Below are 16,326 nucleotides of genomic sequence, written 5' to 3' on the forward strand. Positions count from 1 at the left end.
TATTTGCGCTCATTGCAAGACAAGATAGATCAAACTTATTGTTTGAAAATAACAAACTGTGTGCTGTTGTGCAGAAACAGTTCTGTTTTTCATTCCGGATGACGCCATATGAAGCCTTTCCAAGCGGAAAGCCTGCCCGCTGAAATTCTATCAACGCTTTCCCAATTGGATGCCCGACTGATCGTGGCCATCGCTGGTCCGCCCGGCGCTGGCAAATCCACCATTTCAGAATATCTCCGCGATGCAATCAATCAGGGTGAGTCAGGGCCAGCGGTCATTGTACCGATGGATGGCTTTCATCTTGATAATGCGATTCTGGATGAGCGCGGCTTACGCAGCCGCAAAGGCTCCCCTCCGACCTTTGATTGCGAAGGCTTTGCCACACTTCTGGAGCGTCTCAAAAACACATCGGAAGATGTTGTCATTCCGGTTTTCGACCGCACACTCGACCTTGCGCGTGCGGGTGCGTCTATCGTGCGTACCGATCATCGGATTTTGCTGGTCGAGGGCAATTATCTGCTGCTCAATCAGGAGCCATGGACGCGACTTGCACCATTCTTTGATATGACGATCTTTCTCGATGTTCCTTTGGCCGAGCTTGAACGCCGACTTATTCAGCGATGGCTTGACCATGGGCATACGCCCGATGCCGCACGCGAACGCGCACTGTCCAATGATATTCCGAATGCAAAACTCGTTGTCTCATCCTCACGCGATGCGAATTACGTTGTCAAAACGGCATAGTTCATGACGGAAAATTGCTCGGGTAAGGCTTGCAGGTGGTGATTCTTGCCTGCATGATAAAAACCTCATTTACATTTCACGGGATCAGCTTTTCATGACTAACTATGTTTTTCAGCCTTCGCCGCAGCCTTACGTGCCGGTTAGGGGAACAGAAGCGCGCTTTCCTGTGCACCGCATTTATTGCGTCGGTCAGAACTATGCTGAGCACGCCATTGAAATGGGCGGCGATCCTACTCGTAACCCGCCATTTTTCTTCCAGAAAAACCCTGATAGTCTGGTGATTGATGGCGGTAACTTTCCGTATCCGCCAAAGACCGAAGATGTCCATCACGAGATAGAATTGGTTGTTGCACTCAAAACGGGCGGCAAGGATATTGCGGTCGAAACAGCGCTCGATCATGTGTTTGGTTATGCGGTGGGTATCGACATGACACGGCGCGATTTGCAGGCCGTGGCCAAAAAAGCTGGTCGTCCATGGGAAGTTGCAAAAGCGTTTGAGCATTCCGCACCGTGCTCGGCCATCGTGCCCGCTTCGGAAATTGGCCATCCCGAATCGGCTGAGATTTCGCTCAAAATCAACGGTGAAACCCGCCAGTCTGGCGATCTCAATCAGATGATCTGGAAGGTTGCCGAGACGATTTCCTATCTTTCGTCACTGTTTGAACTGCAACCCGGCGACCTTATTTATACAGGCACACCTGCGGGTGTCGATGCAGTTCAGCGCGGCGACGTGCTGGAGGGGGCTGTGAGCGGCATTGGTTCGATTATTGTCAAAGTCGTCTGATCACGGAGGAATGATGAGTATTTATTTGCCGACTGACGTTCATGACGCCCTTGAGCGCTTCATCAACGAGACGCATCCAGGCATCAATCAGACCGAGGCAACTATTCTGATTCTGCGAAAAGCACTTGTGCATCAGGGGTATCTTGCGGCTGCGCCGGAACATGGTACACCGCCTGAAGATTTGAACGCCACGAATGACGATTGATGATGAATAAGATTCCACCTGAGGGAGCGCGCTACAAGGCCGCTCTCGGTCGCCGCCTTCTGCTTTTGACGATTCTGGCGATTGTGCTGACTGTGGCGCTGATCTGGATGAGCATTTATCTGTTTGATCCAAATGGTGGGATCGGCTTTGATGACTTTGGAATTTTTGCGCATGAATTCAATGCGATAGACACGATGTTGCCGCGAATTCTATGAGCCGGAACATGGCTCTGTTACGCGTTGAAATATTCATTTTGACGCTTGCCTGACTTTCAGGGCTTCCGCTTTGCGCATTTAGCGTGGTACATCACTGTCATCGATTGAAAGAATATTGACTGAACCGGGCCTTATTTGCGCCTGTTAAGCCAAGAGGATCTTATGGCATTCGAGGACATCAAGGCAGAGATCGCTCTGCTGTTTGAGCAGATGGTAAACCAGCCGCAGGACGTTCACGAGGTTCGTGAAATCGTTCGCGAGAAGCTTAATACGCTCAAAGCGACAGGTATGCCTTTGCCAGACGATCTGGTTGAACTCGAAAAACGCATCGAACAAGATTTTGATTCATAGGGTCGGTGGATCATGCGATTTCAGTCTTTTTCAAAACCATTCGTTCTTCCGCTCTTTAAAGGCGCGCTGCTATTTGGGTGCGCTTTTGCATTGAGTGCATGCAACACGACAAATGATGGCAAGACTGCAAAAACCGCGCTGATCACACCAACAGAAAATTCTGCGACCGCCACAACAACAACCGCAACTGGCGATGTCGTCACCCCTGCCGCTGGAACCACTGCGGTTGCGGCTGCGAACGAGGCTGCGGGCGCGGACACGGTTGCATCGCTTGAAACCCCCGTGCTTCCATCGGTTGTGCCAATTCCGGGTGTTCGCGGACAATCTGAACCGATGCTTGCTTTTGCCAGTGCGCAGGCCGCAACGTCGCCCGCTTCTCTTGCAACCAGTATGGCATTTGAAACGCCGGACCATGCACCTGAAGGTCTCGATGATCTGATTACCAAATATTCGGTTGCTTATGATGTGCCGGAACGTCTGGTGCGCCGCGTGGTGCATCGCGAAAGCCGCTTCAATCCCGGCGCGCGCAACGGTCCTTACTGGGGTCTGATGCAGATCAGCCATCCGACTGCGCGCGGTATGGGGTATAAGGGCAACCCTAAGGGGCTGCTCGATGCGGAGACCAATCTGAAATATGCCGTTCGTTATCTGTCGGGTGCCTATAAGGTGGCTGGTGGTGATGAAAGTCAGGCAGTCCGTTATTATGCACGCGGCTATTATTACGATGCCAAGCGCAAGGGGCTTTTGCAGGAAACTGGTCTCGACGGTAGCCTGAAGCGCAATGGCCCGACGGTTGCGGCAGCCGCAACGTCGGTAGAACCAGCAGTTCTCCCACAAGGCGACGCTGTGCCCCTGCCGGGCGTTACACCTGTTCAGGCTTCATTCGCGCCTGCCGCTCAGTAAAAAAACAAACGACACGCTGTCATCTTGACGCTGCAATCTGATGTCATCACAAGTTTCGTTTGTGAACATGGAAAAGCGCGATGGATGTAAGGCTGCCTTATTCAGTCAAATGGAAATATGACCGCGCGGAGCTTTGGGCCGATGGTGTCGTTCATGTGTTGGGCGTCACGCTGGCACTTGCCGGTGCCATCGCGATGCTAATTTATTTCCTGCCGAATATGCCAGCGGCCACTTCGATTTCATCCGGGGTCTATCTCGCAAGCCTCTTGGCAGCACTTAGTGTCTCGGCTGTTTATAATATCTGGCCTGTTTCGCCGACCAAATGGTTTTTGCGTCGCTTCGATCATTCTGCAATCTATCTGCTGATTGCCGGAACCTATACGCCTTTCGCAGTGCATATGGGTGACAGGGCTGTGCCGCTGCTGCTCTTTGTCTGGGGGGTGGCTTTTATTGGTATCATGCTCAAACTCTTCATGCCGGGACGTTTCGACCGGCTGTCGATCCTGCTTTATCTGGCGCTCGGCTGGAGTGGTGTGATGGTCTATGACACCATGGTGCAATCGTTGCCACCGGCTGTGTTCTGGCTGATTGCCGCTGGTGGTATGGTCTATTCACTGGGTGTTATCTTCCATGTCTGGGAACGGTTACGGTTTCAGAATGCGATCTGGCACGGCTTTGTCGTGGTCGGTGCAGCACTCCATTACTGTGCGGTGTTTGTTGTCGGAACGTGAACCTCAATCCTAATGAAAGTCGCGTGAGTTAGGCATGATCTTCACATTCCGTGGGTGACGTGCGGTCGTCTGTGAGGGCGCAATGAGCCTTTGCGGTTCGCGCCCACTCATTTCGATAAGAGCCGCTGAACGATCTTCCAGCTTTGATGCAACCAGATGCACGACGCCCTCCGGGCTGCGCTGAACCTGCCCATCAATCAGGATGAGCCGTGCGCCCATCACCTCACGGCGGAAGGTCTTCATGATCTTCGGCCAGACGACAATATTGGCAATGCCGGTTTCGTCTTCGATGGTGAGAAACACAACACCCTTCGCGCTGCCCGGGCGTTGGCGCACAGTGACAACACCCGCCACTTTCATGCGGCGGCTCTGTGTTGCTTGCTGTATGGCTTTGCAAGTGGAAACACCTTCTGCCGTGAGCCTTTCACGCAGATATTCGACTGGATGACCTTTGAGCGAGAGCCGGGTTGTCTCATAGTCAGCAATCACGTGCTCAGAAGCCGCCATTTCGGGCAGCATCGTGCGCGGCTCTTCCGCCAGTTCGCTGGTCTTAGCAGCCACAAAGAGCGGTAGTGTTTCATCATTGGGCAGGCGACGCACAGCCCATAAAGCGGCACGGCGGTCAATGTTCAGCGAGCCAAAAGCATCAGCATCCGCCAGAAGCGTGAAAGTACGCCGGTCAAGCCGCAGACGGCGATGCATACCCTCAATGCTGCGATAAGGATCATGCTGACCAGCAGAAAGAAGGTCGGCATTGCGCTTAGAAAATCCATCAATCTGACGAAAGCCAAGTCGAAGTGCGGGTTGCATATTGGTTCTGTTTTCCAGGGTATTGTCCCAATGACTGAAATTCACATCGATCGGCAGCACGCACACACCATGTTCATGCGCATCGCGCACGATCTGTGCTGGCGCATAAAACCCCATCGGCTGTGAGTTAAGCAGAGCGGCCGCGAACACCTCCGGGTGATGACACTTGATCCAAGCGGAAATATAAACGAGATGCGCAAAGCTCGCCGCGTGGCTTTCAGGGAAACCATATTCACCAAAACCTCTGATCTGGTTGAAGCAGTTCTCGGCAAAGGTCCGGTCATAGCCACGGTTGACCATGCCATCGATCATTTTGGTTTCCATGGTGTGAATGGTGCCCATCTTGCGGAAAGTCGCCATGGCACGCCGCAAAAGATTGGCTTCATCGGCTGTGAATTTTGCCGCTTCAATGGCAATCCTCATGGCCTGTTCCTGAAACAGCGGCACGCCTTTGGTTTTTTCTAGAATGTTTTTCAACTCATCCGGCTCACCATGTTCTGGCGAAGGAGCGGGGTAAGTCAGGTTCTCTGGATTTTTCCTGTTTCGCAGATATGGATGCACCATATCGCCCTGAATAGGGCCGGGACGGACGATGGCGACCTGAATGACAAGATCATAATATTTGCGAGGTTGCAGGCGCGGCAGCATGTTCATCTGTGCACGGCTTTCGACCTGAAATACACCGATAGAATCGCCCTTGCAAAGCATGTCGTAAACAACTTTATCCTCACGCTCCAAAGTGGCGAGCGTTAGTTTTTCGCCGTTATAAAGCTGCGGTTTGTGCGCATGGATAAGATCGAAAGCCTTGCGGATACAAGTGAGCATGCCGAGTGATAGCACGTCCACTTTCATTAGGCCCACTTCGTCAATGTCGTCCTTGTCCCATTCGATGAAAGAGCGTTTGTCCATCGCCGCCGGACCAATCGGCACGGTCTCATCCAGACGGTCACGCGTCAGCACAAAGCCACCGACATGTTGCGACAGATGCCTTGGAAAGCCGATCAGCTCCAACGCCAGTTCAACTGCTCGCCGGATAATGGGATTATCGGGATCAAGCCCCGCTTGCCTGATATGCTCCTTATCGATCCCGCCGCCCGATATGCCCCAGACCGTGTTGGCAAGTGCTGCCGTCACATCTTCGGTTAACCCAAGTGCCTTGCCAACATCGCGGATAGCGCTGCGGGAGCGATAGCTGATCACGGTTGCGACAATCGCCGCACGGTCTCTCGTGTAGCGCTCATAGACATATTGCATTACATCTTCGCGCCGCTCGTGCTCGAAATCAACGTCGATGTCCGGCGGTTCTTTGCGTTCGGCGGAAATGAAACGCTCAAACAGAAGGTTGACTTCTGTCGGGTCAACGCCGGTTATGCCAAGGCAAAAACACACAACCGAATTGGCTGCTGATCCTCTCCCCTGACAGAGAATTTTCTTTGATTTGGCAAATTGCACGATGTCATGGACGGTGAGAAAGTAAGCCGCATATTGCAGCTTATCGATCAATGCCAGTTCCTTGTTAATCAGTTCCCGCACCTTCTGCGGTATGCCGTCAGCGCCATAAAATCGGGCCGCGCCGTCCCATGCGAGATCATGCAGGTGTTGCTGTGGTGTCTTGCCGGGCGGCACCGGCTCATCAGGATAATCATATTTCAGCTCATCAAGCTGGAAAGTGATGGGCGCCACAAAATCGGCAGTTGCTTCAATTGCGCCGGGATAATTGCGGAACAGACGCATCATTTCATGTGGCGGCTTGAGATGCCGCTCAGCGTTTTTTTCAAGCATTCGCCCGGCGGCAAAAACGGTTGTGTAATTGCGCGTTGCTGTCAGCACGTCCTGCAAAGCACGTCGGTCGGTATGATGATAAAGCACGTCATTGGTGGCAAGCAGCGGCACGTTTGCTTCCGCTGCAAACCGCGCAATGCGTTCCGCACGGCGGCCGTCATGGCCCTGATGCGGCATGGTCAGCGCCAACCAGACTGAACCGGGAGAGGCCTTTGCAATCTCTGTCAGGCGTGAGCCAAAATCAGGCTCATTGTCGTCGGGAGCAAAAACGGCAATCTGGAACTGCCGCGCGCGAAACAGCAGATCGCTCCATTCAAGATGACATTCGCCTTTGGTGGCAGCACGGCCCTTGCCCTCTGTCAGCAGGCGACACAATTGCCCATAGGCAGGGCGGTCCCGTGGATAGACGACCATATCCGGCGTGCCATCAATGAAGGAAAGGCGGCAGCCGATAAAAAGCCGGAAGTCGCATGTGTCGCGAAACTCTTTCCATGCCGCATGCGCACGCACCACACCCGCCAGTGTGTTGCGATCAGCGATGCCGATGCCGGAAAGCCCCAGCGCATGCGCCTGCAAAACAAGCTCATGCGGATGCGATGCGCCGCTCAGAAAGGAAAAATTGCTGGCCACAGCCATTTCAAAATAGCGGTCCATCACGCGAATAACCCATGCAGGAACCAGCGCGGATGATTGGCGCCGTCATAAAGTCCCTCGCGGAAAATCCAGAAGCGCTGGCCATTATCATCCTCCACCCGATAATAGTCGCGCAGCGGCGGCACATCATGACCGATGGAAAGCCACCATTCCGGTTCGATTCGTTCCGGCCCTTCGGCAAGCCGTACATGATGGTGTACACGTCGCCAGAGGAAAAACGAGGGCGGACTGTCGGGCACTTCAGCTATCGATTCGATTGGCTGCGGCGGATGAAACAGTTTTATCGGCCGCGCTGGCGGATCACCGACAAGCGTCCCACTGCTTTCATAATCGGCGTCATTCTTGGGGCCTGTCTGCATGGCAGAACGAAGGCCAAAAGCCCGTTCTGGCATATGGGTGTTGCGCGCAAACGGGGTGAGCACCCGGTTTGCGCCAAGTCGGGCGGCAAGGCGGTCAATCAACTGGCTGAAACCGGCCTGATCTTCCTCGTTCTGGTCCAGACCCGTCTGACGCTGGGCAATGGCTGCAGAGCGCAGCGCTGCAAGCCGGATCATATCGAAGCCAAAGCCAGCATCGAGCGGATCGGTCAGCGCATTGAGCCGCTCACGAGCCAGTCTCAGAAAAATCTGATCTTCGCGCAAAGGCTGGCCGGTTTCGATGCGGATATGACGTACCTCGCCATCGACCCGGAAGAACGAAGCTTCGATCAGCAGCGCGCCTTTGCCTTTGGTCTCAAGCAAAGCAAATAATTCCTGCGCCAGTTCCTGCAAAATTTGCTCAACAAGCGCCATCACCGTGACTGGCTCTGACAGGCGGCGTTCGGCTATGCTGAGCGGCATAATCCGCAAGGGCGAAATCGGCGCCCGTTCCTGCCGCGTTAGCCGTTCAAGCTTCGTGGCAAGGTCGGTTCCGAAACGTGCGGTCAGTGTTGCACGTGGGAGTGCTATCACATCGCCGATATGCTTCAGCCCAGCGCGTTTAAGGCCCGTCTCAGCAGCCTCGTTGAGTTCAAGAGAACTGATCGGCAGGCGTGGCAAAAAATGGTCGGCCCCGGCCTTGCTGAAAACACCCCCTTTCGTGCCTCGCGCCAGAAGCCGTGCGGCAAAGCTGCCATCGGCAATCGCCGCCTGTATGTGCAGACCTGCCCGTTCAATCCGCATGATTGCGTCCTCTCGCAGAGCAGCAAGCCCGCCAAAAAGATGCGCGCAGCCGGTAATGTCGAGCATCAGCCCATAGGGCTGATCGAGAGCGACAAGTGGCGTATAGCGCTCGCACCAGTGGGCAAGCCGCGTGAGCAGCGCTGCGTCGCGCTGGGGTGCAGCTGTTGCCACGTCAAGCTTCTCCACCCGTGCGCGTGCATCGGTCAGCGCCATACCGGGAAAAAGACCAAGCTTTGCGGCCTCAATATCCACCGCGGTCAGTCGCAGCGCATTGGCCGTGCGCTCGGTGACAACAAGTGGTGAGGGCTGTTTGCCATCATGCGGAGCGGAGCGGCGAAGCCGGTCGGTTGGCAGAAACGGAAACCATAGGGCGAGGAACATGCGTTCTGCTGACCCTTTCTGCTGCTCCAAATTCAAGGCTTTCATTGTTCCATTCCATGATCCATTGCCCGCATGTGCCGTGCCGATTGCGTTCAAGCACGGCAGAAAAGGCAGGCTTCCCGGGCGCATTCGCTCCGCTGGAGCGCGACGGCGCGGGAGCTACCCGCCAGCGGCTGACGGCTGCACTTTGAACGCCCGTTCGATGGCTCCTGAGCAGGAAAACTGGTAGTTGCGCTGTTTCCGTTGCCAGCAGCAGACGACGCGAAGCGGTTAGGTCGAGGCACTTTGGCTGGGCAATTATCGAAGCAACGACGCCGGAGATGAGATGCGAAGCCTTGCCACCGCTTCCCGCCTCAAGCGCATCATTGGATGCTTTGAGAACGTCTTGCGCGGTGGGGCAGCGCACGATCAGCAGCCGCGCCGGATCAACACCAAAGGCATGAAGCCCCGGCGGATAGAGCCCGCCATATTCGCTTGAGGCGCTTTCCTCCTCGATCCAGATAATCGGCCTTTTTGTAGAGGACGCCCGCAACGCAACCGCCAGTGCAAAGCCGGTTGCCGCCATATGCACACCGGGGTTTTCTGCAAAAACTTCATGCAAAGCATCGCCTGCCAGACCATGCGGAAAAGCATCATCTGCCTGCGCAAAACCCAGCGTGAAACTGCGCGCACGCCCGAAACCTGTGGCCGCTTCACTGCTAAAATTGCCTTGTGTGCCGTTGCCTTCAATGGCCGTAACCATGCGCCGCAACGTCGCGATGTCGATGCCGCTCACGTTTGAAACCTATTATTTGTTCACTTTATGTTCCAGTATTGAATCGAGTCAGCGAAGAGTCAAGCGGGATCATCTGTGGGTTGGTGTGGATAAGACAAATGCTCCCTTTTGGGGAGCATTTGTCTTGCAGTTCAGGCGGCTTCTTTGAAAGGCGCGCCTGCGAGTTGGGCAAGGTGACCGCCAAGGTCAGTGCCTGCGCCTGCTGCATTGATGGTGTCAAAATAATCATGCCAGCCTGTTGCAGTGATTCCGGCCAGAAGCATGTCGAGAGCGGCTTCATCCGGGAAACGCCAGATGGCAAAGAAGCTCTGCTCGGGAGCGTAAGGCTTGGTGGTATCAACTGGACCCAAGGCCAAAGCTTCAACGCCCAGTGCTGCGAGACCGCCCATGCCTGCACCGACTTTTTCAAAGAAAGCCTGCCTGCCTTGCGCATCGAGCGTCAGCCAGCTTGTCTTGGGTGAGTAAAGTTCGGCGAGGTAATAAGTCATGATAAGTCCCTTAGGGTTTCACTGATTTTAAAAGACTGGCCCGCATCGGTTCGGCTCCAGATGCGGCGCAAAAGGGTGCTCAGCAGTTGCTGTTCGCCGGTTGAAAGATCGCTCATCAGGCCCGCGATCCAGGCGGTATGTTGATCAAAAAGCTCTTGTGCCAATCGCGCACCTTCGGGTGTAAGCCTGACTGTGAGCTTGCGGCGATCCTGCGTATCTGCATGACGGGTGAGAAAGCCATCACGTTCCAGCCCGTCGAGAAGGCCGGTAATGGTGGCGCGCGTCACGCCAGCGCGTTCCGACAGCTCGTGTGGCGACAGGCCGTCAGTTGCATTCTGCAACAAAAACAGCAGCACAAACTTGCCTTCGGAAAGCTTGTGGGGGCCGAGCCTGTTCGCGCAGTCGCGATCAATGGCTGCAGCCAGCGACAGGATTTCAAAACAGGCCTTCAACGCGCCGGTTGAGGGAGCGTTGCGGCGTTCCAATTCGCCCAGAAGGGCATGATGCTTTTGCTCAATAATTTCCATACGGCGACATATAATACGGCGCCATATTAAATGCAAGTGGTTTAAGCAGAGGGGGTAGGTGGTGGGTCTTGATTGAGTGGAATATACGATTTATATATGTTTCATATATTGGTGATGGAATAGAATTATGGGTATCGTAAAAATCAGCGACGAACTGCACGAAGAACTGCGCAAGGCGAGTGACGTTATGTGCCGTTCGATCAACGCGCAGGCAGAATACTGGATGAAGATCGGTATGCTGGCGCAGGCTAACCCTGAACTCTCGTTCAATGAAATCGTGCAGATGCAGTTGCGCGCCGCCCATGTGGAAATTTCGATTCTGGCGGTTCAGTCATCATGATCAAGACACAGGCTGAAGTGGAAAAGATGGCGGCTTCGGGCGCGCTGCTGGCGTCTGTCTTCACGCTTCTCGACAACACGCCACTTGTTGGCATGAGTACCATGCAGGTCAATGATCTGGTCGAGGATTATATCACCCACGAGTTGCGGGCGCGTCCGGCCAGCAAGGGGCAATATGATTTTCCCTATGTGCTCAATGCCTCAAGCAATGAAGTTGTCTGCCACGGTATGCCGTCCAATGACGAAATCATCGCCAATGGCGAGATCATCAATTTCGACATTACGCTGGAGAAGGACGGCTATATCGCTGATTCCAGCAAGACCTATATGATTGGTGATGTGGCTCCGTTCGCTTCACGTCTGGTGCGTGTGACCTATGAAGCGCTGTGGAAGGGCATCGCCGCTGTACGACCCGGTGCAACGCTGGGCGACATTGGTTATGCCATTGAGCGTCACGCAAAGCGTCATGATTATAGCGTGGTGCGTGAATATTGCGGCCATGGCATTGGCCGTGAAATGCATGAAGAGCCGCAGGTTCTGCACTTTGGCAAGCCGGGCACAGGGGCTCGTCTGCGTGAAGGCATGGTGTTCACCATCGAGCCAATGCTCAATCAGGGCACAGCCAAGGTAAAGACCGAAAAAGACGGCTGGACAGTGGTGACGCGTGATGGAAAATTGTCAGCGCAGTTTGAGCATACGGTGGCTGTTACGTCGAATGGTGTGCGGGTGCTGACCTTACGTCCCGGCGAAGAAAAGATGCTTGGCTCTATCAGTCACGCGATATGATGATCACCCGATTTTACCTGCCAGCAAAAGGATAAACATAATCGTTCCGCCGATACTCATACCGCTTGCCAATATTGTTCCTAAGATTACCGGCACGAGTTTCAGGAATGAAACATATGGCGATATTTCCAGTTGAAAATTCGACCGGATTTTATCGGGCGTAAGACAGGTTATCTCGTAATCGCCGGCTGCTGAACATTCAAAATTGCCAAGCACATGAGAAGCATAGCCGCGCATATCCGTGCGTTTGACGCTGAGCAGAGAACGGCTGGTAGAACGATAGGCGACAGCTGCGCCGCTTGGCTGTGACTTGATTGCAAATTGCGTTGAGAAATAAGCGATGCCTGTGACAATCGTCAGCGGCGGAAAAACGATACTGAGTGTGTATCGTCCGGCGTTTGGCAGATGAACGACATGTGGCTGGCCATCGGCTTTAAAGCGATGACGGATCGCTGGCATGATAATGCCCCAAAGGACAGAAATGCACCGTACCAGTAGAAATAGGCCGAGCAGAATGCAAAGAGGCATCGCAAGATAAAGAAACACGGCCCACACTCCGTTTCGTTCTTGAAAAGAAAAAGCCCGCCGGGAGGCGGGCTTTTATCTTTATCCTATCGGCTTAGCGACGGTCGCGTGCAGCCAATGTGCGCAGACGAAGCGCATTGAGCTTGATGAAGCCGGCTGCGTCCTTCTGGTCATAAGCGCCCTGATCGTCTTCAAATGTCACGAGCTTGTCGGAATAGAGCGACTTGTCCGATTCACGACCGGTCACAATCACATTGCCCTTATAGAGCTTAAGCGTGACTTCACCTTCGACGTGACGCTGGCTGAGGTCGATTGCAGCCTGCAACATTTCGCGTTCTGGCGAGAACCAGAAGCCGTAATAGATAAGTTCTGCATAGCGTGGCATCAGCTCATCTTTCAGATGTGCTGCACCACGGTCGAGCGTGATCGATTCGATGGCGCGGTGTGCAGCCAGCAGGATCGTGCCGCCTGGTGTTTCATAAACGCCGCGGGATTTCATGCCAACGAAGCGGTTTTCAACGAGGTCAAGACGACCAATACCGTTGTCACGGCCATAATCATTGAGCTTGGCAAGCAGCGTTGCAGGCGACAGACGTTCGCCATTGATCGAAACCGCATCACCCTTTTCAAAGCCAATCTTGATGATGGTTGGTGTGTCTGGTGCGGTTTCTGGCGAAATCGTGCGCATATGCACATATTCCGGTGCTTCGATTGCCGGATCTTCCAGAACCTTGCCTTCGGATGAGGAGTGCAGCAGGTTTGCGTCAACCGAGAACGGCGCTTCGCCCTTCTTGTCTTTCGCAACAGGGATCTGGTGCTGTTCAGCAAATTCGAGCAGATGTGTACGGCTCTTGAACGACCAGTCGCGCCATGGAGCGATGATCTTGATGTCGGGGTTCAGTGCATAAGCAGAAAGCTCGAAGCGAACCTGATCATTGCCCTTGCCGGTCGCGCCGTGTGCAATCGCATCAGCGCCGGTTTTCTTGGCGATATCAATCAGGTGCTTGGAGATCAGCGGACGGGCAATCGAAGTGCCGAGCAGATAGACGCCTTCATAGACAGCGTTGGCGCGGAACATTGGGAAGACGAAATCGCGCACGAATTCTTCGCGCACATCCTCAACGAAGATTTCCTTGATACCGAGCATTTCCGCTTTCTTGCGTGCTGGTTCAAGCTCTTCGCCCTGACCGAGATCGGCGGTAAAGGTAACGACTTCTGCATTAAGCTCAGTCTGCAACCATTTCAGGATGATTGAGGTGTCGAGACCGCCCGAATAGGCAAGAACGACCTTTTTAACGTCTTTCAGCTTGCTCATAGTTCACTTCCGTCTGATGCGATGAAGGCTTGTTGCAAGTCTTTTATCAGTTGCGAAGCCGCGTGCAACCCGGATGGCTATCTCTTATCAAAAATCCTATGGCGGCTTATCTGAATTCGCGTTAGCTTGCCGCGAATTTCTGGAGTCTCTTTCGATGTCTTTTCTGACAAACCTGACTTTCATTCCTGAATGGACCATTTTCGTTCAATTCGTGATTGCCACTGCCATTTTATCCATCACACCGGGCCCAGACATGACACTGTTCGTTGGTCGTGCTTTGTCTGAAGGCAAGGCCGCTGGTTTTGCCTGCATGGCAGGGGCCAGCACGGGCATCGTCATCCATACAAGCATGGTGGCGCTCGGCCTGTCCGCGCTGATCCTTGCGTCTCCGGCAGCTTTTACGGTCTTGAAAGTGGTGGGCGCTGTCTATCTTGTCTGGCTTGCCGTGCAGGCAATCCGCAAAGGCTCAGCCTTTTCGCCGGAAAAGAATGGCGGGAAGAAGCATACGCTGGTTCAGAACTGGGCTACAGGGCTTGGCATTAATCTGCTCAATCCGAAGATCATCTTGTTCAACATGACCTTCCTGCCGCAGTTTGTCTCCGCCAGTGATCCGCATGCGATGGGAAAACTGTTCTTCCTCGGCCTGTCCTTCATTCCACTGGCACTGCCTTTCACCATTCCTATGGTGGTTGCAGCGGATAAGTTTGCCGGTCTTCTCAAGAAGAACCCAACGGTCACACGGATTGTGGATTGGCTTTTTGCAGGCGTGTTCTCAGCCTTTGCGCTGAAAATACTAACCGCGCAGGCAAAGTGAAATCATTGAGCCGGGCGGGCTAAAAAACGCCCGGCATTGCGCCCGGCAATCAGCCAATAAACAAACCCGCCCACGATTCCTGAACAGGCAAAAGCGCCCGTCAAAAGAATGATGCCAGCGTCGATCGGCTGGTCATTGACGGTGAAAATTGATCCCGCTCCTATAGCAATCAGTCCGATAACCAAACCACCGATGCAATATGGCAGCGATGATTTCCAGCCACGAACTTCGCTGACCACAATCAACGCCAGTGCCGGGAAAAAGCTGAAACCGCCCGCCATAACAGCAAGCACCGGCCCGCCCACAAGCACCGCAGCGTAAAAGCCAGTCATATCCCAGCCATTACGAATTTCAGTGAACACATCCTCAAAAAATGGGTCCGACAGTGCATAACCGAGGACGTCAACCTGGCTATACAGAATAGCCGCCAGAAAAAATCCAGCGGCCAGAATGGCGATGCAATAGCCGAACACAATAACGGCAAAACGCATGATGTAATCGAATGTATCGGTCACCCGTGCTTCATCTCCGTTAGTTATTCTCCATGCCCGGCGATCATCATGGCTTCGAGTGCCAGACGCTCGGTCTTGCGCATACGCTCTGATTCCGACTTCAGCTGACCGCATGCGGCCAGAATATCGCGACCGCGCGGTGTGCGTATTGGTGAAGCATAGCCTGCAGCATTCACATAATCGGCAAAGCGTTCAATATGCTCCCAATCCGAGCACTGGTAGTTGGTGCCGGGCCATGGGTTGAATGGGATCAGGTTGATCTTGGCCGGAATGCCCTTCAGAAGCTTCACAAGGAGCTTGGCATCTTCCATACTGTCATTGATGTCTTTGAGCATCACATATTCAAAGGTGATGCGCTTGGCGTTCGACAGGCCCGGATATTCGCGGCAAGCTTTGAGCAGCTGTTCCAGCGGGTATTTCTTGTTGATCGGCACCAGAAGGTCGCGCAATTCATCACGCACTGCATGCAGCGAGATTGCCAGCATAACGCCGATTTCTTCGCCGGTGCGATAGATTTCAGGCACAACGCCAGAGGTAGAAAGCGTAATCCGACGCTTGGAAAGCGCCAGCCCGTCGCCATCGGATGCAATCAGGAGAGCCTTCTTCACTTCTTCGAAGTTATAAAGCGGCTCACCCATGCCCATCATCACGATGTTTGTAACCTTGCGGCCTTCAGCAGGCACGATAGCACCGTCCGGTGTGTCGGTTTCCGGGAAATCGCCCAGCCGATCACGCGCAGTCAGCAGCTGCGCCAGAATTTCTTCCGATGACAGATTGCGCACCAGCTTCTGTGTGCCCGTATGGCAGAACGAGCAGGTCAGCGTGCAGCCCACCTGTGAGGAAATGCAGAGTGTGCCGCGGCCTTCTTCAGGAATATAGACACATTCGATCTCGACGGGGCGTCCAGCACCGCGTGGTGGAAAGCGGAACAGCCACTTGCGTGTTCCATCCTGCGAAATCTGCTCTTCAACCACTTCCGGGCGTGCAATGGTGAAATGCTGCGCCAACAGAGCGCGCAAATCCTTGGAAATGTTGCGCATGTCGGCAAAGTCGGAAACGCCGCGCACATAAAGCCAGTGCCAGAGCTGCGCAATGCGCATCTTGACCTGCTTTGGCAAGACGCCAATCTTGATCAGCTCATCAGCCATTTCCTCACGCGACATGCCGATGAGCGACGGCTTTTGCTCCATATTTGCGCGCACATGGCGGGCAAGCTGGTCACGCGTATCATCAATGGTCAGGTCGAACGAAATGGACATATGTTTTCAACTGTTGAGGACGCCGCATAAAACGCGCCGGTAAACACGATCTGTTGCATGGATATATGGGCTCGTTCATCTGAAATGCGAGCCTGTTGCGCGCGCTCATAGCACACAATATTGCATCCGTCATCCCGCAGTCTGTCGCCGCAAACATGCATAAGTGAGGATACGACCTCAAAAGAAAAGCCGGAGCAAAGCCCCGGCTAAAGAGTTTAAAGCACACCCCGAAAAGTGGGAACCGGCTTTCGGGATGTGCGTAAAAG

General features: G+C 54.0%; 19 protein-coding genes. 10 read left to right on the forward strand and 9 right to left on the reverse strand.

The genetic code is table 11. The features are described from left to right. Positions 1-108: 108 nt before the first annotated feature. From U2P60_RS10185 to trhA, 7 genes are all read left to right on the forward strand, one after another. On the forward strand, positions 109-744 hold the full coding sequence (locus tag U2P60_RS10185) for a nucleoside/nucleotide kinase family protein (RefSeq protein WP_413572464.1): 636 nt from the start codon (positions 109-111) through the stop codon (positions 742-744). Positions 745-838: 94 nt separating this feature from the next. Further along, entirely contained in the window at positions 839-1,528 is a 690-nt protein-coding gene (locus U2P60_RS10190) for a fumarylacetoacetate hydrolase family protein (RefSeq protein WP_413572465.1), read from the forward strand. Positions 1,529-1,541: 13 nt separating this feature from the next. Beyond that, a complete protein-coding gene (locus tag U2P60_RS10195) occupies positions 1,542-1,733 on the forward strand; it encodes a hypothetical protein (RefSeq protein ID WP_413572466.1) in 192 nt (63 codons plus the stop codon). A gap of 2 nt (positions 1,734-1,735) precedes the next feature. Next, entirely contained in the window at positions 1,736-1,948 is a 213-nt protein-coding gene (locus tag U2P60_RS10200) for a hypothetical protein (RefSeq protein WP_313828583.1), read from the forward strand. Between the two features lie 162 nt (positions 1,949-2,110). Beyond that, complete coding sequence (locus tag U2P60_RS10205) at positions 2,111-2,299, forward strand: hypothetical protein (RefSeq protein WP_313827711.1); 189 nt, start codon at positions 2,111-2,113, stop codon at positions 2,297-2,299. Between the two features lie 12 nt (positions 2,300-2,311). Then, on the forward strand, positions 2,312-3,202 hold the full coding sequence (locus U2P60_RS10210) for a transglycosylase SLT domain-containing protein (protein WP_413572467.1): 891 nt from the start codon (positions 2,312-2,314) through the stop codon (positions 3,200-3,202). Positions 3,203-3,282: 80 nt separating this feature from the next. Continuing rightward, positions 3,283-3,933, forward strand: a complete 651-nt coding sequence (trhA, locus tag U2P60_RS10215) for a PAQR family membrane homeostasis protein TrhA (protein ID WP_413572470.1) — start codon at positions 3,283-3,285, stop codon at positions 3,931-3,933. A 9-nt stretch (positions 3,934-3,942) separates the two neighbouring features. Here the strand turns inward: trhA and U2P60_RS10220 are convergent, their stop codons facing one another. The 5 genes from U2P60_RS10220 to U2P60_RS10240 all read right to left on the reverse strand — a co-directional run bounded on the left by U2P60_RS10220 (position 3,943) and on the right by U2P60_RS10240 (position 10,510). Next, positions 3,943-7,179, reverse strand: a complete 3,237-nt coding sequence (locus U2P60_RS10220) for an error-prone DNA polymerase (RefSeq protein WP_413572473.1) — start codon at positions 7,177-7,179, stop codon at positions 3,943-3,945. Continuing rightward, positions 7,179-8,720: a Y-family DNA polymerase gene (locus U2P60_RS10225; RefSeq protein ID WP_413573751.1), complete on the reverse strand. Its 1,542-nt coding sequence runs from the start codon at positions 8,718-8,720 to the stop codon at positions 7,179-7,181. Before U2P60_RS10225 ends, U2P60_RS10220 begins: the two co-directional genes overlap by 1 nt. Beyond that, positions 8,656-9,495 (reverse strand): ImuA family protein, encoded by an 840-nt coding sequence (locus tag U2P60_RS10230; protein ID WP_413572475.1) that lies wholly within the window; start codon positions 9,493-9,495, stop codon positions 8,656-8,658. Before U2P60_RS10230 ends, U2P60_RS10225 begins: the two co-directional genes overlap by 65 nt. Before the next feature lie 131 nt (positions 9,496-9,626). Beyond that, complete coding sequence (locus tag U2P60_RS10235; RefSeq protein ID WP_413572478.1) at positions 9,627-9,983, reverse strand: DUF6616 family protein; 357 nt, start codon at positions 9,981-9,983, stop codon at positions 9,627-9,629. Continuing rightward, a complete protein-coding gene (locus tag U2P60_RS10240) occupies positions 9,980-10,510 on the reverse strand; it encodes a MarR family winged helix-turn-helix transcriptional regulator (RefSeq protein ID WP_413572479.1) in 531 nt (176 codons plus the stop codon). Before U2P60_RS10240 ends, U2P60_RS10235 begins: the two co-directional genes overlap by 4 nt. A gap of 127 nt (positions 10,511-10,637) precedes the next feature. On the opposite strand from U2P60_RS10240, the gene U2P60_RS10245 reads away from it, so the two are divergent. Beyond that, positions 10,638-10,850 carry a ParD-like family protein gene (locus U2P60_RS10245; protein ID WP_413572480.1) on the forward strand — a complete coding sequence of 71 codons (213 nt, stop codon included), beginning with the start codon at positions 10,638-10,640 and terminating at the stop codon, positions 10,848-10,850. Next, the gene (gene map, locus U2P60_RS10250; RefSeq protein ID WP_413572481.1) at positions 10,847-11,635 is read left to right on the forward strand and encodes a type I methionyl aminopeptidase; all 789 of its coding nucleotides are present in this window, start codon (positions 10,847-10,849) and stop codon (positions 11,633-11,635) included. The genes U2P60_RS10245 and map overlap by 4 nt, the downstream gene beginning before the upstream one ends. 3 nt (positions 11,636-11,638) lie before the next feature. Here the strand turns inward: map and U2P60_RS10255 are convergent, their stop codons facing one another. After that, positions 11,639-12,181: a hypothetical protein gene (locus tag U2P60_RS10255; RefSeq protein ID WP_413572482.1), complete on the reverse strand. Its 543-nt coding sequence runs from the start codon at positions 12,179-12,181 to the stop codon at positions 11,639-11,641. Positions 12,182-12,254: 73 nt separating this feature from the next. After that, positions 12,255-13,475, reverse strand: a complete 1,221-nt coding sequence (locus U2P60_RS10260) for an argininosuccinate synthase (RefSeq protein ID WP_313827721.1) — start codon at positions 13,473-13,475, stop codon at positions 12,255-12,257. 154 nt (positions 13,476-13,629) lie between these two features. Between U2P60_RS10260 and U2P60_RS10265 the strand changes: the two genes are divergently transcribed. Beyond that, positions 13,630-14,289: a LysE family translocator gene (locus U2P60_RS10265; RefSeq protein ID WP_313827722.1), complete on the forward strand. Its 660-nt coding sequence runs from the start codon at positions 13,630-13,632 to the stop codon at positions 14,287-14,289. A gap of 2 nt (positions 14,290-14,291) precedes the next feature. On the opposite strand, the gene U2P60_RS10270 is transcribed toward U2P60_RS10265, so the two are convergent. Both U2P60_RS10270 and rlmN read right to left on the reverse strand, forming a co-directional pair. Next, positions 14,292-14,804 (reverse strand): hypothetical protein, encoded by a 513-nt coding sequence (locus U2P60_RS10270; protein ID WP_413572484.1) that lies wholly within the window; start codon positions 14,802-14,804, stop codon positions 14,292-14,294. 20 nt (positions 14,805-14,824) lie between these two features. Next, on the reverse strand, positions 14,825-16,060 hold the full coding sequence (gene rlmN / locus U2P60_RS10275) for a 23S rRNA (adenine(2503)-C(2))-methyltransferase RlmN (RefSeq protein ID WP_413572485.1): 1,236 nt from the start codon (positions 16,058-16,060) through the stop codon (positions 14,825-14,827). Between the last annotated feature and the right edge of the window lie 266 nt (positions 16,061-16,326).

This window comes from Brucella sp. H1_1004 (genome assembly GCF_047308065.1).
Taxonomy (GTDB): domain Bacteria; phylum Pseudomonadota; class Alphaproteobacteria; order Rhizobiales; family Rhizobiaceae; genus Brucella; species Brucella pseudogrignonensis_B.

Excerpts from the sequence above, each read along its gene's own strand:
- U2P60_RS10185 (WP_413572464.1), top strand. The coding sequence starts at position 109 with ATGAAGCCTTTCCAAGCGGAAAGCCTGCCCGCTGAAATTCTATCAACG.
- U2P60_RS10190 (WP_413572465.1), top strand. The coding sequence starts at position 839 with ATGACTAACTATGTTTTTCAGCCTTCGCCGCAGCCTTACGTGCCGGTT.
- U2P60_RS10195 (WP_413572466.1), top strand. The coding sequence starts at position 1,542 with ATGAGTATTTATTTGCCGACTGACGTTCATGACGCCCTTGAGCGCTTC.
- U2P60_RS10200 (WP_313828583.1), top strand. The coding sequence starts at position 1,736 with ATGAATAAGATTCCACCTGAGGGAGCGCGCTACAAGGCCGCTCTCGGT.
- U2P60_RS10205 (WP_313827711.1), top strand. The coding sequence starts at position 2,111 with ATGGCATTCGAGGACATCAAGGCAGAGATCGCTCTGCTGTTTGAGCAG.
- U2P60_RS10210 (WP_413572467.1), top strand. The coding sequence starts at position 2,312 with ATGCGATTTCAGTCTTTTTCAAAACCATTCGTTCTTCCGCTCTTTAAA.
- trhA (WP_413572470.1), top strand. The coding sequence starts at position 3,283 with ATGGATGTAAGGCTGCCTTATTCAGTCAAATGGAAATATGACCGCGCG.
- U2P60_RS10220 (WP_413572473.1), bottom strand. The coding sequence starts at position 7,179 with ATGGACCGCTATTTTGAAATGGCTGTGGCCAGCAATTTTTCCTTTCTG.
- U2P60_RS10225 (WP_413573751.1), bottom strand. The coding sequence starts at position 8,720 with ATGTTCCTCGCCCTATGGTTTCCGTTTCTGCCAACCGACCGGCTTCGC.
- U2P60_RS10235 (WP_413572478.1), bottom strand. The coding sequence starts at position 9,983 with ATGACTTATTACCTCGCCGAACTTTACTCACCCAAGACAAGCTGGCTG.
- U2P60_RS10240 (WP_413572479.1), bottom strand. The coding sequence starts at position 10,510 with ATGGAAATTATTGAGCAAAAGCATCATGCCCTTCTGGGCGAATTGGAA.
- U2P60_RS10245 (WP_413572480.1), top strand. The coding sequence starts at position 10,638 with ATGGGTATCGTAAAAATCAGCGACGAACTGCACGAAGAACTGCGCAAG.
- map (WP_413572481.1), top strand. The coding sequence starts at position 10,847 with ATGATCAAGACACAGGCTGAAGTGGAAAAGATGGCGGCTTCGGGCGCG.
- U2P60_RS10260 (WP_313827721.1), bottom strand. The coding sequence starts at position 13,475 with ATGAGCAAGCTGAAAGACGTTAAAAAGGTCGTTCTTGCCTATTCGGGC.
- U2P60_RS10265 (WP_313827722.1), top strand. The coding sequence starts at position 13,630 with ATGTCTTTTCTGACAAACCTGACTTTCATTCCTGAATGGACCATTTTC.
- rlmN (WP_413572485.1), bottom strand. The coding sequence starts at position 16,060 with ATGTCCATTTCGTTCGACCTGACCATTGATGATACGCGTGACCAGCTT.